This window comes from Variovorax paradoxus EPS (assembly GCF_000184745.1).
GTDB lineage: Bacteria > Pseudomonadota > Gammaproteobacteria > Burkholderiales > Burkholderiaceae_C > Variovorax > Variovorax paradoxus_C.
Window position 1 is genome coordinate 2,637,252 of the sequence record NC_014931.1, and the last position, 14,868, is coordinate 2,652,119.

The window sequence follows — 14,868 nt, forward strand, 5'->3', positions numbered from 1 at the left end:
TTCCCCGCATGCCCAAACAAGAAAACCGCTACACCCGCACCGCCATCGTGCTGCACTGGGCGATCGCGCTGCTCATGGCGCTGAACATCGCGCTGATCCTGCTGGTGAATTACTACCCCGACGAGTGGGTGCGCCCAGCCATCGACACCCACAAGTCGACCGGCATCACGGTGCTGGGGCTGGTGATCCTGCGACTCCTGTGGCGTGCGACGCACCGGCCGCCGGCCATGCCCGGCTCCTACGGGCGCATCGAACGCTTCGGCGCGCATGCCGCGCACGGCGTGCTCTACCTCTTGATGATCCTGCTGCCGCTGTCGGGCTGGATGCACGATTCGGCCTGGAAAGACGCGGCCACGCACCCCATGCAACTCTTCGGCCTGTTCGAATGGCCGCGCATCGGATGGATCTCGAGCATCGAGCCGGTACTGAAGGAAACCTGGCACACGGTGCTGGGCGGCGTGCACACCTGGGCCGGCTACGTGTTCTATGTGCTTTTCGCCCTGCATGTGCTGGGCGCGCTGAAGCACCAGTTCTTCGACGGCGAAGCCGAACTCCAGCGGATGCTCCCATGACCGATACCCCGAACCCCGCCGAGCGCATTGCGCGCATCGACGCACTTTCCACCCACCACGACCCCGTGCACGAAGGCGTGCGCGTGCGGTGGCGGCGCTTCGGCACCGACACCACCCAGCCGCCCATCGTGCTGCTGCACGGCGGCCACGGCAGCTGGATGCACTGGCTGCGCAATGCCGAAGCGCTCTCGGCCGAACGCACGCTGCTCCTGCCCGACATGCCGGGCTTCCACGATTCCGATGCGTTGCCGCGCGTGGCGCCCGGCGAAGACTCGCTGCTGCCGTTGCTCAAGGCGCTCGGCGGCACGCTCGATGCGCTCGTCGGCGCGGGCACGCCCATCGACCTGGGCGGCTTCTCTTTCGGCGGCCTCACCGCGGCGCGCTTCGCGGTGCAGCGCGGCGCGGTCCGCAAGCTCGCGCTGCTGGGCAGCGGCGGCCACGGCACGCTGCGCCGCATGACGGCGCAGATGATCAACTGGCGCGCCGCCCCCGACCGCGAGGCCGAGCGCGCCGCGCTCTTGCACAACCTCGGCGCGCTGATGCTGCACGACACCGCGGCCATCGATCCGCTGGCCTTCGAGATCCACGACATCTCCTGCCACGGCACGCGCTTTCGCAGCAAGGAGGTGTCGCAAGCCGGCGGCCTTCGCAAGGCGCTCGACACGCTGGGCCTGCCGACGCTGCTGCTCTGGGGCGAGTACGACGTCACGGCCGATCCGCGTCCGCTGGTGGCGCAGCTCGCGAGCGAAGGACCGAACCGCGAAGGCGTGGTGATCGACGGCGCGGGGCACTGGGTGCAGTACGAGCGCGCCGCCGAGACCAACGCGCGGCTCTTGAAGTTCTTCGGCTGAACGTCAGAGGTGAAGTTCGCCGGCATGCCGGCGCCAGAAGGCAGCATCGGGAAAGGTGCCTCTGCCGGCCGCGGCGTTGTCGGCCATGTGCTCGGCGCGGCTCGTGCCGGGAATCGTGCAGGTCACGGCCGGATGGCTCAGCACGAATTTCAGCAGCACCTGCGCCCAGCTCGTGCAGCCGATCTCGCCGGCCCAGGCGGGCAGCGGCTTGTCGCGCAGTCGCCGCAGCAAACCGCCACCGCCGAAGGGCATGTTGACGATCACCGCCACGCCGCGTTCGGCCGCGAGCGGCAGCAGGCGCTCTTCGGCCTCGCGCGCGTCGAGCGAATAGTTGATCTGCAGGAAGTCGAGCTTCTCGGCGCGCAGCACGGCCTCGACCTCGTCGTAGGCCGAGGCGGTGTAGTGCGTGATGCCGATGTAGCGCACGCGGCCTTGTTCCTTCCAGCCGCGCAGGGTGGCGAGGTGGGTGCGCCAGTCGACGAGGTTGTGTACCTGCATCAGGTCGATCTGTTTGGTGCGCAGCCGCGCGAACGAATGCTCCATCTGCGCGATGCCGGCCTCGCGGCCCGAGGTCCAGACCTTGGTGGCGAGGAAGGGTTTGGCGCGTGGCTTGGCGGCAGCCAGAAGTTCGCCGGTCGTTTCCTCGGAGCGGCCGTACATCGGCGAGCTGTCGATCAGCGTGCCGCCGGCCGCGAAGAGCGCCTCGAGCACACCGGGCAGGCGCTTGTACTCGTCGGTGCCGGGGCGCTGGTCGAAGCCTATCCAGGTGCCGCAGCCGACGACCGGCAGGGCTTCCTTCGTGGAGGGAATGGGGCGGGTGGTCATCTGCATCGCGGGCCTGCCTGGTTGCTGCTGGGCGAAGGAGGGGAGCGCGGCGCCCGCGCACAGGGCCGCACCCAGGCGAAGCAGTCGGGCGCGCGTGAGCGCGGGAAGCTGGGGTGCGTTCGTGCGAGGCGTCACGAACGAAATTCTGCGCCCGACAGGCGTTGGACCGGAAGCCCTCAGCGCAGGTAGCGCCCGTCGGCCTTGAGCATCGACAGCTCGGAGAAGGTCAGCCCGCGGTGCTCGCCGGGGCGGTACGAAACGGCGATGCCACCGATGTCCAGCGTCTTGAACGACTCCAGGCCCTTTTGCAGCGACTCGGGCGTCGGGTTCGCGCCCGCGCGCTTCAGGCCCTCGACCATGACCTTGGCCGCGACATAGCCCTCCAGGCTCGCGTAGCCGAATTCGTTCACACCGATCTTCTTCATCGCCGCCTGGTACTCGGCGATGACGGGCATCGCGCTGTTCCACGGGTAGGGCACGACCTGCGAGATGACGACGCCGGCCGCGTCCTTCTTGATGTCCTGGAAGAGCTTCTGGCCGTTGAGGAAAGAGAACGAATAGAAGGCGGTCTCGCCGCCCGCCGCGCGGTACGCCGTGATGAACTTGGCCGCCACGTCGTTGGTGGCCGACAGCACCACTGCCTTGGGCTTGAGCTTGACCAGCTCGGCGGCGCGCTCGGCCGCGTCGGAGCCGTCGTTCTTGATCGCCACGCTGCCCACCATCTTGTCGCCGCGTTCGGCAATGAACTTCTGCGTGCTTTCCATCGCCGAGCGCGCGCCGGGGTTGTCGTTGTGCGCGAAGGCGATGCGCGAGAGGCCGATGGTGAACAGGTGGTTCACGATGCGGCTGTATTCCTCGTCGAAGCTGATGCGCACCGGAAAGCCGTAGTCGGTGAATTTCACGACCGGGCCCGCGCCTGTGTACGCGCCGACCACCGGAATCTTCAGTTCGTTGGCCGCCTTGATCGCACCGACTGCCGACGAGGTGCCAATGGGCATCAGCACGCCGATGGCGCCGTCCTTGGCGAAGGTCTTGACGTTCTCGGCGCCCTTGGCGGGGTCGTAGGCATCGTCGAGCTGGCGCAGTTCGACCGGCCGGCCGTTGATGCCGCCGTTCGCGTTCAGCGTGGTGAACATGGCACGGATGCCGACCAGCGGCTCGGTCGAGAGCGACGCGAGCGGGCCGGTCTGCACGAAGGTTTGGCCGATCAGCAGGGGTTTGCCGGTCTGCGCATGTGCCGAAGCAGACAGTCCGAGAACGAAGGCGGCAAAGGCCGAAGTCAGGAATTGAATCTTTTTGTGTGTCATGGTCACAAACTGTTAACAATTAATCTTAAGGGGCGAAGTCCTCCGAGTAAATCGATCTCCGGTTGCGGCTCAGGAAATACTGTATAAAAATACAGTTAAAACTCCGATCATGGGCCTCCCTTTCCTCGACTCCTTTTCCGCCGCCGCGGGCCGTGGCGTCTGGCATGCCGACGAACTCGGCCTGGCCGACGCGCAGGTCGTCGCGACCGGCCACGCCGCGCTCGACGCCGAGTTGCCCGGCGGCGGCTGGCCGGTCGGAGCGATGACGGAGCTGCTGCAAAGCGCGCCCGAAGCGCATGTCTGGCGGCTGCTGCTGCCCGCGCTGGCGCAGGCGGTGGAGGCGCGCGGCGGGCCGGTCGTGCTGATCGGCGCGCCCTACGAGCCCTGCGGGCCGTCTCTCGCGGCGCAGGGGCTGCCGGTGGAGGCGCTGATGTGGATCAAGAGCGATGCGCCACCCGCGCGCCTGTGGGCCTGCGAGCAGGCGCTGCGCTGCGCGGACGTGGCCGCCGTGCTGGCTTGGCTGCCGCAGGCGCGGGTGGGCGAATTGCGGCGGCTGCAACTGGCGGCCGCGCAGCATGACGTGATGCTCTTCGTGTGCCGGCCCGAGTCGGCCGCGCGGGGCGCTTCGCCCGCGCGGCTTCGTTTGCAGGTGGAGACCTGCGAGGCCGATGCGTCGCAGATCGAACTGCACATCCTCAAGCGCCGCGGTCCGCCGCTGGCCGCGCCGGTGATGCTGCCGGCGCGCAACGAGCGCATGACGGCATTGCTGGTCGCCGCCCGGCTGCGGCGCAAGCTGCGGCTGCAGCAGCAGGGCACGGTGCTGGTCGGCGACACGGCAACGTCCGCGACCGTGGTGCGCATCGACGCGTGGAAAGGAGGCCCCAATGCACTGGATCGCATTGCGGTGGTCGCTTGACTCCGACGCGCCCGACGCACCGCAGTTGCCCACGCCCGAAGCGCTGGGCTGGTGGGCGCTGGAATACACGCCGCACGTCGCCTGGCAGGACGAGGCGCTCATGCTCGAAGTCTCGGCCTGCGAGCGCCTCTGGGGCGGTCGGCTCCAGTTGATGCGGCAACTGGTCGCCGCGAACCCCGCGCCCGATGTGCGCATGCTCGGCGCGCAGGGCGCCACGAGCCTGATCGCGCTCGCGCGGCTGCGGCTGTTCGAACGGCAGGAAGAGCGCCCGAAGGACATGCCGGCCGGCCTGCCGCTGGACACGCTCACCGCCGCCCGCCCGCACCTCGACCTGCTCGCGCGCCTGGGCTGCCGCACCTGGGGCGAGGTGGCCGCCTTGCCGCGCGGCGGCCTCACGCGGCGCTTCGGCACCGAGCTGCGCACAGCGCTCGACAGGGCCTGGGGCCTGCGCCCCGAGGGGCACGACTGGCTCACGCTGCCCGACGTGTTCGAACAGAAGCTGGAACTGCCCGCGCTCGCCGAGACTGCGCCCGAACTCATGTGGGCGGCCAACCGTTTGCTCTCGGCGCTGCAGATCTGGCTGCGCGCCCGCCAGCGCGGCGCTCGCGCGCTCGAGCTGCAGTGGACGCTCGACCTCAAGCGCTTCAACGGCGTGAACCTGCCGCCGCACCAGCAGGTCACCGTGCGCACCGCCGAGCCCACGCAGGACCTCGCGCACCTGCGCCGCCTGCTGTCCGAAAAGCTCGCCCTCACCACGCTCGCGGCGCCCGCGAGCTGGCTCAAGCTCCGCACGCTCGAAACCGATCCGTGGGCCGGCGCCAGCACGAGTTTTCTGCCCGAGGACAACCGCAAGGGCGACAAGCTGCACGAGATGGTCGAGCGCCTGAGCGTGCGGCTCGGCGCGCATCAGGTGGTGGTGCCCTGCGCCGAGGCCGATCACCGGCCCGAGCGCAAGCAGGCATGGCGGCCCGCGCTGCAGAAGGACAAGGCCGCGCCCGGCAAGGCGCGCAAGGAAGCGAAAGCCGCAGCCTCGCAGCCCGATGCGATCTATCCGCCGTGGCTGCTGCCCGAACCCTTGTTGCTCGAGATGGACGGCGAGCGCCCGTGCTATCGCGGCCCGCTGAGCAAGCTGGTCGGCCCGCAGCGCGTCGAGGCCGGCTGGTGGGGCGGCAAGGAAGACGGTGGTCAACCTGCCATGCGCGACTACTACGTGGCCGAAAGCCCTGAAGCCGGGCTGGTGTGGGTCTTTCGTGAGCGGCACTCGGCGCTGTTTTCTTCGGGCGAAGTGCGCTGGTACCTGCAGGGGTTCTATGCCTGAACTGAGTGCCAAGGAAGAGCGCAAGCGCCAGCCTGCCAAGGTGCATGCGCTGCCGGTGCCGTTGCGCAAGCACACCGTGGCGGCGTTGCCGGACTATGCCGAGCTGCACTGCCTGACCAACTTCAGCTTCCAGCGCGGCGCATCGACGCCGGAAGAAGTGGTCGAGCGCGCCTACCAACTGGGGTATGCGGCGCTGGCGATCACCGATGAATGCTCGGTGGCCGGCATCGTGCGGGCATACGTCTGCAGGCGCGACATGGAGCACACGCTCGACGAATACGAACGCGAGCATCCCGAAGAACCGCCGATCCCGCGCAACCTCACGTTTCGCCTGCTGTTCGGCAGCGAGTTCCGCTTCGAGCGCTTCAGGCTCGTGGTGATCGCGAACGACACCGAGGGCTGGGGCAATCTCTGCGAATTCATCACCGCCGCGCGCAACACCGAGCTGCCCAAGGGCGAGTACCGCGTGAGCTGGGAAGACAGCGACGTCGCTTCGCTGCAGAACTGCCAGGTGCTCTTCGTGCCGCATCGCGAGTCCGGCGGCGCAGTGGATGTCGCCACGCTGCACGAAGACCTGCTGGCCGCCAAGGCGCTGTATGCAGGCAACCTCTGGCTGGCGGTGGAAATGCTCAACGAACTCGACGACGACCTCTGGTTCGTCACGCTGATGCAGGCGAGCGAGCAGACCGGCGTGCCGCTCGTGGCGGCCGGCGATGTGCACATGCATGCGCGCAGCCGCAAGCCATTGCACGACGTGCTGACGGCCGTGCGCGAAGGCAAGACCGTCGCCGAGTGCGGCTTTGCGCTGCAGTCGAATGCGGAGCGGCATCTGCGGCAGCGGGTGCGATTGGCGGAGCTTTATCTGCCCGAAATGCTGGCGAACACGCTGGTGGTGGCAGAGCGGTGCAGGTTCGATCCGAAGGTCATTCGCGACAACTACAAATACCCGCTGGAAATGCTGGGCAGCAACGAGACGGCGACGCAGACGCTGGCGCGCAAGACATGGGCAGGGGCGCAGGAGCGATATCCAGGCGGCATTCCCGATGCGGTGCGTGCGCAACTGCACAAAGAGCTGGACCTGATCCGCGAGCTCGAATACGAGATGTTCTTTCTCACCGTGGAAGACATCGTGCGCTTTGCAAAGTCGCAGAAAATTCTTTGTCAGGGGCGCGGGTCGTCGGCCAATTCCGTCGTCTGCTATTGCCTCGGGATCACCGCGATCTCCCCCGAAAAAAGCCACCTGCTGTTCGAGCGCTTCCTGAGTCGCCATCGTCACGAGCCGCCCGACATCGACGTCGATTTCGAACACCAGCGCCGCGAAGAAGTCATCCAGTACATCTACGAGAAATACGGCCGCGAGCGCGCCGCCATCGCCGCCGTCGTCATCTGCTATCGCTCGCGCAGTGCGTTGCGCGACGTGGGCAAGGCCATCGGCATCGACGAGCGATTGGTCGATGAATTCGCCAAGGACCACTACTGGTTCGACGATGCCGTGCTCGGCGAACAGTTGAATGCCGCGTGCGCGCGCGTCGGCGTGAAGGAGGACGAATTCAAGCTCGTCCAGTGGATCGAGCTGACGCAGCGGCTCAAGGGCTTTCCGCGGCACCTGAGCCAGCACGTCGGTGGTTTCGTGCTCACCCACACCAAGCTCACGCGGCTGGTGCCGGTCGAGAAGGCGTCGATGAAAGACCGCTCCGTCATCCAGTGGGAAAAGGACGACCTCGAAGCCATGGGCATGCTCAAGGTCGACGTGCTCGCGCTCGGCATGCTGAGCGCCATTCGCCGCGGGCTCGATCACATGAACCGCTGGCGGGGCTCGATGGTGCAGATGCACGATGTTCCCCACGACGACCAGAAGGTGTTCGACATGATCTGCGACGCCGATACGGTGGGCGTCTTCCAGATCGAGAGCAGGGCGCAGATGTCGATGCTGCCGCGCCTGAAGCCGCGCTGTTACGAAGACCTGGTGATCGAGGTGGCGATCGTGCGGCCCGGGCCCATTCAGGGCGGCATGGTGCATCCGTATCTCAAGCAGCGCGAGCGGGTGGCCAAGGGCTTGCCGATCCACTACGAGAAAGACGAGTTGCGCGAGGCGCTGGAACGCACGCTGGGCATTCCGATCTTCCAGGAGCAGGTGATGCAGATCGCCATGATTGCGGCCAGGTTCAGCGCCGACGAAGCCGACCAGTTGCGTCGTGCCATGGCGGCGTGGAAGCGCAAGGGCGGCCTCGACAAGTTTCACGCGAAGCTCGTGAATGGGATGGTGGACAACGAGTACCCGAGGGAATTCGCCGAAGCCATCTTCAAGCAGATCCTCGGCTTCGGCGACTACGGTTTCCCCGAGAGCCACGCCGCGAGCTTCGCGCTGCTGGTCACCGTGAGCAGCTGGCTCAAGAACTACGAACCCGCGTGCTTCCTCGCCGCATTGCTCGACTCGCAACCCATGGGCTTCTACAGCCCCTCGCAACTGGTGCAGGACGCGCGCAGGCACGGCGTCGAGGTTCGCCCGGTCGATGTCACGCACAGCGATTTCGACACCACGCTCGAGGCCCGCGCCCCCGATGCACCGCGCATGCCACCAAGCACCGACGCGCGCTACGCCGAGCGCCTGGGCAACGAGAACCAGCCTGCGGTGCGGCTCGGGCTGAACCGCATTTCAGGCCTCTCCAAGGAGGGCGTGGAGCGCCTGCTGAAAGCGCGCGCTCAATCGCCCTTCACCAGCACCGAAGACCTCGCCCTGCGCGCCGAACTCGACGGCAAGGACATGGCCGCGCTCGCCGCGGCCGATGCGCTGATGTCGCTCTCGGGCCATCGCCGCCAGCAGGTGTGGGACGCCACCGCGCAGCGCCGCTCGCCGGCCTTGCTCAAGGGCGTGCCGATCAACGAGCAGGTGCTGCTGCTGCCCGCGGCGCCCGAGGGCGAGGAGATCGTCGGCGACTACGCATCGCTCGGCCTCACGCTGCGCCGCCATCCGCTCGCGCTGCTGCGCCCGCGCCTTTCGCGCATGAAGCTCATGAGCGCGGAGGAGCTGCGCGCGCAGCCCACCGGCCGCACCGTGCGCGCCTGCGGCATCGTGAAGGGCCGGCAGCGGCCCGGAACGGCCAACGGCACCATCTTCGTCACTCTGGAGGACGAGACCGGCAACGTCAACGTGATCGTCTGGAGCCACGTCATCGACGCGTGGCGCGAGCCGCTTTTGAAGTCGCACCTGCTCGCGGTGCAGGGCACCTGGCAGCGCGACGACGACAGCGGCGGCAAGGTGCAACACCTGGTCGCCACCGGCTTCAAGGATCTGACGCCGCTCATGGGGCGGCTCGCGCAGAGCAACACCAGCCGGGATTTCCATTGATCGCGTCCATTCGCGAATGAAACCGATCGTTCCACGCCTCGCGCGCCCCATGACTTTTCGCTAACCTGTTCCCATGTCCGCACTCGCACTCGACCCCCTCGTTGCCACGCCGATCGGTCCGCCGCCGCCCGCGCCGGACGTGCCGAATCCGGTGCCGCAGCCACCGCCCCCGCCACCACCCGAAGGCGATCCGCCGCCAGTCGTCCCGCCGGTCACCGACCCGGGATTTCCACCGCCGGTGGTCGAGCCGCCGCCGATGCAGACCGCAGGTGCGACAGCAACGGCAACGGCAGTGGCCGAAACGGCAGACGCGACCGCCACGGTGCCCTTCGGCAAGCTGCACGCGCGGCGCCTGCGCGAGATCTACCGCTCGGCCGGCTGGCCGTGCTGCGACGCCATCGAGGTCGAGCTGCTGGCCGGCGGATTCCTCGAACGCGTGCGCACATCGCATGGCCACGAGACCCTGCGCGTGACCGACGCCGGCATCGCCCGCATCGCGACCACGCTCACCATCAACCGCGCGGCGCTGACGCCGCACGAGGCGCTGGTCGAACGCGTGGCGCGCGAGATGACGCGCGGCGGGCGCATCGCATGGCGCGGCCTCGGCCTGCGCGCGCGCCTGCCGGCACTGGAAGAGGGCGGCAAGCCGCGCTGGTGCATGGCGCGGCCCGATGTGTTTTCGATTCGCAACACCAGCGTCGAGGCCTATGCGCACCCCATCGTCCACGAGGTGAAGGTCAGCCGCGCCGACCTGCTGGGCGACCTGCGCAAGCCCGACAAGCGCGCGGCCTACCTCGACTTGGGCGGCGAGTGCTGGTACGTGCTGGGCAACGACGCGCGCGGCCGCTGCATCGCCACGCCCGAGGAAGTTCCGGCGGAGTGCGGCGTGCTGGTGCTCGAAGGCGAGCGCCTCGTGGTGGCGCGCGCCGCGGTGCATCGGCCGATCGAGCGCATGCCGTTCGCAGTCTGGCTGGCGCTGGCCAAGGCGCAGCCGATCGCGGGCTTCGACGAGGATGTGCAGGACATGCTGATCTAGCAATCAGCGCTGGCTCAAGTGACTGCTTCGTAGCTCTGGTGCGCAATGGCGACCACGTCGCCGGGCTGGAACTGGCTCGCCATCTGGCGCATGGCTTCTTCGCGGTCTTCGGTGCTTGCGGACGCATCGAACACCTGGTCGCTGATCTCCAGGATGTCGCGCACGATGCGCTCGTGGCGGTAGTAGGCGAGCGCGACCGAATCGATCTCCGCGGCGCCGTAGCCCCGGTAGAACTGTGCCTCTTCCTCCGGCTGGTTCCACACGTGGCCGACACCGCCGCCGACGAACATCAGGTCGCGCTCTTTCGGCGCGAGAACGAGCGTGTCCCAATCGACGATGGCCAGCCGGTCGCCATCGCCCAAAAGCACATTGCCCGCGTGGATGTCGGCATGGCACACGACCTGCGGCAATGCCTTCTCCAGCAGGATCGACGCAAGTTGCTCGCTGCGATAGACCAGCGTGTCCATCTCCTCGTCGTGCTGCGCCCAGAAAGCGTGGAAGCGCTGGACGATCGCGTCGCCCACGAAGCCGTTGATGAAGCGGCGCTGGTAGCGCCTGACGCCTTCGCGCCAGCGGTGCGCGTAGCTTTCCTTGGGGATGCCTGCGAGCAATGCGGGTGGCAGTTCGGTGCGGTGAACTGCGCCCAGTGCGGCACCGAGGGCGGTCCACTGCACGGCTGTCGGGGCTCGCTCGAATCCGTTCTGGCCTTCGAAGAAGGGATAGAGCATCCAGTCGAAGCCCTGGCGCTGCACGCTGAGTTGACGGTCCGTTGTCGGCAACGGTGCCATCACCGCAGCGATGCCTTTGTCGTGATGGAGAAAGGCGGGCACGGCAACGGCCGTCTTGTCGAAATCGCCGCTGCGCAGCTTCAGGAAGTACGCCGTGCCGTCGTTCGCCTGTACCCGGAAGACCGCGGAGTGAACATCTGCGCCCAGCGGAAGGAATTCAGCGTGTGTCGCCTGGAGGCCGTAGGTTTCGGCGAGGCACTTGTGAATGGCGTCGTGGGCGATATCGGGTGGTGTCAGCATGCAGGGGTGTGATGGGCGTTCGTTCGATGGGCGCCGAAAATTGTCTCACCCGATAAGGCCACGAAAGCTGACTTCCCTGTGTCAGACGCCGTCTTCTTCGTCGTCTTCGTCAGCTTCGTAGGTGGCCAGCACCTGGTGCTCGACCGGATGCGAAGTGAACGAGCGTACGAGCAGGAATTTCCTCACGCGCCAGGGGATCGGCGGCAGGCGCATCGGGTAGGCAGCGCCTTCGGTTCGCCGGGCGATGGTGATGTGCGGCGTGAAGGTCGGCGTTTCCGTGGAAATGCCCGCCTGCCGTACCGCACGGCCGATGTCCGCATGCAGCGTGCGCAAGGCGCCGTGCTCGGCGGGCTGCAGCACCGCGATGTCGTTGCGCCATGTGCGTGAGCTGTCCAGCACGAGATTCATGGGCTGCACCCGGACCTGGGCGAGCGCTTCGCATAGGCGCTTTTCGACAGCCTGGGGCTGGTCGCCGAAACAGTGGAGCGTCAAGTGCAGTCGCGGGCTGCGAGGAAAGTAATGGCCCTTGGGCCAGATCCAGTCCTTGCGGTGCGTTTCGATGGCCGCTTGCACATCGGGTTCGGGAAACAGCGCGATGAGCAGGTGCCGTTGCCTGTCGAAAGAAGGGGAGTCCCAGTCGGGTTCCGGGTCGTCCGGAAGATGGTCGCCACGGTTGAAATCGTCCATTGCAGTTCTCCTGGAGAAAGACGGATGAAAAGGCGGGTTCAGGATTCCGACGGCCACCAATGCGCGGCCGTCGTCCGGATGACGCGCGCCGCCTGAACGCGGACGTCATCCATTTCATTGCTGCTGTCGCCGTGGCCGTGTTCCCGGACCACGCGAAAGGGCCAGGTCGAGAGGCGGCCTGCCCGTTGGCGCGGCTGCATCGGGTGCAGCCGGGCGAGAGAAGAGGAGAAAAAAAGCACCTGCGCCGAGGGCGCAGGCGGATTGGCGGTGGTCATGGAGTCGCCTCGAATGTTGCTCTTGGAGACGATCTATTCTAGAGAAAACACTGTATCTATGTACAGTATATTTGCAGCCTATCGGGGGTCGCTGCCGAGCAGCGCGTCGAGGTCGATGGCCGCCGCCATCGCCTCGTAGCCGGCGTCGCCCGGATGCAAATGGTCGCCCGAATCCATCGCCGCCTTCAGGCGGATCGGCCGGGCCGGATCGCGCAGCAGCGCATCGAAATCGACCACCGCGTCGAACGCGCCACTTTCGCGAATCCAGCGGTTCACGGCCTGGCGCACCTTGTCCTTCTCGGGCGAGTGATGGCCTTCGAGCGCGGTGCCTTCCAGCCCGCGTTCGTTGGGCGTGATCGTGCCGGCCACGATGCGCACGTTGTGGGCGCGTGCCATCGCGATCAACTGGCGGAAGCCCAGGATCAGCTCTTCCGCGCGCATCGCCGGCTCCTGCGGCGCGAAGGGGCCGCCGGGCCAGCCGATGTCGTTGGTGCCCAGCAGCACGATCACGGCGCGCACGCCCGGCTGCGCGAACACGTCGCGCCCCGCGCGCTCGAGGCCGGCGCGGCCCATGCCGTCCTTCATCAACCGGCCGCCGGAGATGCCGGCGTTCAGCACGCCGACGCCGCGCGGGGCCAGGCGCTCGGCCAGCGCATCGGGCCAGCGCGTGTTGGCGCCGGGCGTGGAACCGTTGCCGTCGGTAATCGAATCGCCCAGCGCAACGACGGTGGCCGGCGGCGCGGGCGTTTCGACGACGAGGCCGCTGACGTAGACGCGCGTGCTCCATTGCGATGCCGCAGCGGGCATCTGCGCGGCGCCGGTCAGGTCGCCGCCTGCGACATACGCTGTCTCGCGCGCATCGAAATGAAAGCCCGCGGGCTGGCTGGGCTTCGGCAGATAGAGCGACACCGCGACCTCGCTGAGCGCGGGCAACGGCAGGTCGACCGGATCGCTGACCAGCCGCGCACCCGGCGGCACGGTCACCTCGGCCTGCCCGCCGAAGCGCACCGCGCGGTCGGTGCCTTCGACGATGGCCGAGCCCTCGCCATGCCGCGCCACGCGCGCCGCGCCGATGTACAGCGGCGCCGTGCCGCCTTCGTTGCTGATCACCACGCGCAGCTTCGCGCCGCCGATGCTCAGCCGTGCCACCTGGCGAATGGTCTGCCGGTTGAATTGGAAGGGCAGGCCGCTCGGCAGCACGAAGTCGCCGCCCCAGATGGGCTGGGTGCTGACCATCCAGCTGGGGCTCCAGTACGTGCGTGCGGACGGCGTGGTTTGCGCTGCCGATACGGCCGTGATGCCCGCGAGGGTCAGCGCCGCGGCGCCGCGCTTGAGGATCGATCCGAAGGTGGATGCATGCATGTTCGTGTCCTTGAAAGTGAAGCGAGGGCTCGACTTTCTTGCATGCGAGATCGGATGGGTAGATGGCAAAATTGCATCCAACGCATTCCTGAATCGAATACACCATGGACACCTTGCGCGCGCTCTCGGCCTTCGTGCACAGCGTCGAACTCGGTAGCCTCTCGGGCGCGGCCCGCGCGCTCGACACCACGCAGCCCACCATCAGCAAGCTGGTCGCGGGGCTGGAACGGTCGCTGGGCGTGCGTCTGATGCGACGCGGCGCCACGGGTCTGAGCCTGACTGAAGAAGGGCAGCGCTTCCACGAGCGCGCCCGTCGCGTGCTGGAGGACTACGGCGATGCGGTCGCCGATGCGCGCGAGCAGGTGCAGCAGCCGCAAGGCCTGCTGCGCGTGAGCGCGCCAGTCACCATGGGGCAGCGGCACCTCAACGCGATGGCGATGGAGTTCCTGCGGCTGTACCCCGACATCGAACTGGAACTGGTGCTCGACGACCGCTTCGTCGATCCGCGCGAGGAACGCATCGATGTCTCGCTGCGCGTGGGCGGCGCGCTGCCGCCCGACCTTGTCGCGAAGCATCTCGGCTCATGGCCCCGCGTGCTCGTTGCATCACCCGACTACATCGCCGCGCGCGGCAAGCCTCGCAACCCGAAGGACCTGCTCTCGCACGACTACATCCGCTACGCCGCAGGCGACGATGGCGTCCTGCTGCAGGGCCCGGAAGGCGCCGTGACCGTGCCGGTGCGCAGCCGCTTGCGCGTGAACAACGCGGTGGCCATGCTCGACAGCGTGCTCGGCGGCGCCGGCATCTCTCTGCAACCGACATGGATGGTGGCCAGCCATCTGGCCGATGGCAGCCTGGTGCGCGTGCTCGCGCGCCACACGGGGCCGGCGCAGGAGGTGCACCTGCTCTACGCTCCGCGCCGCCACCAGCCGCTGCGCGTGCGCGTGCTGGTGGACTTCCTGGCAGAGCGCGTGGCGCGGCTGCCAGGGGCAATGCATCACTCCACGCGGACTTCGAAGTACGCCTCGTCCGCCTCGCCCAGCGCGCGAAATCCCGCCGTCTTCGCCGCGTCGTAGGCCTTGGCCCAGCGCGCGGCCAGCGCAATTTCGTCCTTGGTGAGTTCGTCGGCGCTGGATTCGCTGGCGTTCTCGAATGCCTTCAGCGCGGGCTCGACCTCGTCGCCCAGCAGCTTGTCGAGTTCGCGGCGAAAGCGGGTCTCCGCGGTGGCGATGACGTCGCTCGGCGCGTCGGGAAAATCGATCAGGGTCACGGTGTAGCTCATGGGGCGCGATGCTACGTGATGACCGTGACGGCGCGTGCCCACGCGCACAATCGCGGCCAT

General features: G+C 67.7%; 14 protein-coding genes. 7 read left to right on the plus strand and 7 right to left on the minus strand.

The genetic code is table 11. The annotated features are described in order from the left end of the window. The first annotated feature begins 8 nt into the window (after positions 1-8). Positions 9-572 carry a cytochrome b gene (locus VARPA_RS12195; RefSeq protein ID WP_013540870.1) on the plus strand — a complete coding sequence of 188 codons (564 nt, stop codon included), beginning with the start codon at positions 9-11 and terminating at the stop codon, positions 570-572. Continuing rightward, the gene (locus VARPA_RS12200) at positions 569-1,423 is read left to right on the plus strand and encodes an alpha/beta fold hydrolase (RefSeq protein WP_013540871.1); all 855 of its coding nucleotides are present in this window, start codon (positions 569-571) and stop codon (positions 1,421-1,423) included. Before VARPA_RS12195 ends, VARPA_RS12200 begins: the two co-directional genes overlap by 4 nt. Before the next feature lie 3 nt (positions 1,424-1,426). Here VARPA_RS12200 and VARPA_RS12205 read toward each other — a convergent pair whose 3' ends face one another. Both VARPA_RS12205 and VARPA_RS12210 read right to left on the minus strand, forming a co-directional pair. Then, positions 1,427-2,254, minus strand: a complete 828-nt coding sequence (locus tag VARPA_RS12205) for an aldo/keto reductase (protein ID WP_013540872.1) — start codon at positions 2,252-2,254, stop codon at positions 1,427-1,429. Between the two features lie 170 nt (positions 2,255-2,424). Further along, positions 2,425-3,555, minus strand: a complete 1,131-nt coding sequence (locus VARPA_RS12210; RefSeq protein ID WP_013540873.1) for an ABC transporter substrate-binding protein — start codon at positions 3,553-3,555, stop codon at positions 2,425-2,427. A gap of 109 nt (positions 3,556-3,664) precedes the next feature. On the opposite strand from VARPA_RS12210, the gene imuA reads away from it, so the two are divergent. The 4 genes from imuA (at position 3,665) to VARPA_RS12230 (ending at position 10,174) form a co-directional block, all read left to right on the plus strand. Continuing rightward, positions 3,665-4,471 carry a translesion DNA synthesis-associated protein ImuA gene (gene imuA / locus VARPA_RS12215; RefSeq protein WP_013540874.1) on the plus strand — a complete coding sequence of 269 codons (807 nt, stop codon included), beginning with the start codon at positions 3,665-3,667 and terminating at the stop codon, positions 4,469-4,471. Continuing rightward, on the plus strand, positions 4,440-5,789 hold the full coding sequence (locus VARPA_RS12220) for a Y-family DNA polymerase (RefSeq protein ID WP_013540875.1): 1,350 nt from the start codon (positions 4,440-4,442) through the stop codon (positions 5,787-5,789). Before imuA ends, VARPA_RS12220 begins: the two co-directional genes overlap by 32 nt. Next, positions 5,782-9,138 (plus strand): error-prone DNA polymerase, encoded by a 3,357-nt coding sequence (locus VARPA_RS12225; protein WP_013540876.1) that lies wholly within the window; start codon positions 5,782-5,784, stop codon positions 9,136-9,138. The genes VARPA_RS12220 and VARPA_RS12225 overlap by 8 nt, the downstream gene beginning before the upstream one ends. Before the next feature lie 73 nt (positions 9,139-9,211). Beyond that, positions 9,212-10,174, plus strand: coding sequence for a hypothetical protein (locus VARPA_RS12230; RefSeq protein WP_013540877.1), 963 nt, complete (start codon positions 9,212-9,214; stop codon positions 10,172-10,174). Between the two features lie 14 nt (positions 10,175-10,188). On the opposite strand, the gene VARPA_RS12235 is transcribed toward VARPA_RS12230, so the two are convergent. From VARPA_RS12235 to VARPA_RS12250, 4 genes are all read right to left on the minus strand, one after another. Continuing rightward, on the minus strand, positions 10,189-11,202 hold the full coding sequence (locus VARPA_RS12235) for a phosphotransferase enzyme family protein (RefSeq protein ID WP_013540878.1): 1,014 nt from the start codon (positions 11,200-11,202) through the stop codon (positions 10,189-10,191). An 81-nt stretch (positions 11,203-11,283) separates the two neighbouring features. Next, positions 11,284-11,889 (minus strand): RNA 2',3'-cyclic phosphodiesterase, encoded by a 606-nt coding sequence (gene thpR / locus VARPA_RS12240; RefSeq protein WP_013540879.1) that lies wholly within the window; start codon positions 11,887-11,889, stop codon positions 11,284-11,286. A 38-nt stretch (positions 11,890-11,927) separates the two neighbouring features. Next, the gene (locus VARPA_RS12245; RefSeq protein WP_013540880.1) at positions 11,928-12,164 is read right to left on the minus strand and encodes a hypothetical protein; all 237 of its coding nucleotides are present in this window, start codon (positions 12,162-12,164) and stop codon (positions 11,928-11,930) included. 78 nt (positions 12,165-12,242) lie between these two features. Next, positions 12,243-13,526, minus strand: coding sequence for an SGNH/GDSL hydrolase family protein (locus VARPA_RS12250; RefSeq protein ID WP_013540881.1), 1,284 nt, complete (start codon positions 13,524-13,526; stop codon positions 12,243-12,245). A 104-nt stretch (positions 13,527-13,630) separates the two neighbouring features. Here VARPA_RS12250 and VARPA_RS12255 point away from each other — a divergent pair, with 104 nt between their 5' ends. Continuing rightward, the gene (locus VARPA_RS12255; RefSeq protein WP_013540882.1) at positions 13,631-14,602 is read left to right on the plus strand and encodes a LysR family transcriptional regulator; all 972 of its coding nucleotides are present in this window, start codon (positions 13,631-13,633) and stop codon (positions 14,600-14,602) included. Here the strand turns inward: VARPA_RS12255 and VARPA_RS12260 are convergent. Beyond that, positions 14,524-14,808 carry a hypothetical protein gene (locus VARPA_RS12260; protein ID WP_013540883.1) on the minus strand — a complete coding sequence of 95 codons (285 nt, stop codon included), beginning with the start codon at positions 14,806-14,808 and terminating at the stop codon, positions 14,524-14,526. The two genes, VARPA_RS12255 and VARPA_RS12260, sit on opposite strands and share 79 nt — an antisense overlap. Between the last annotated feature and the right edge of the window lie 60 nt (positions 14,809-14,868).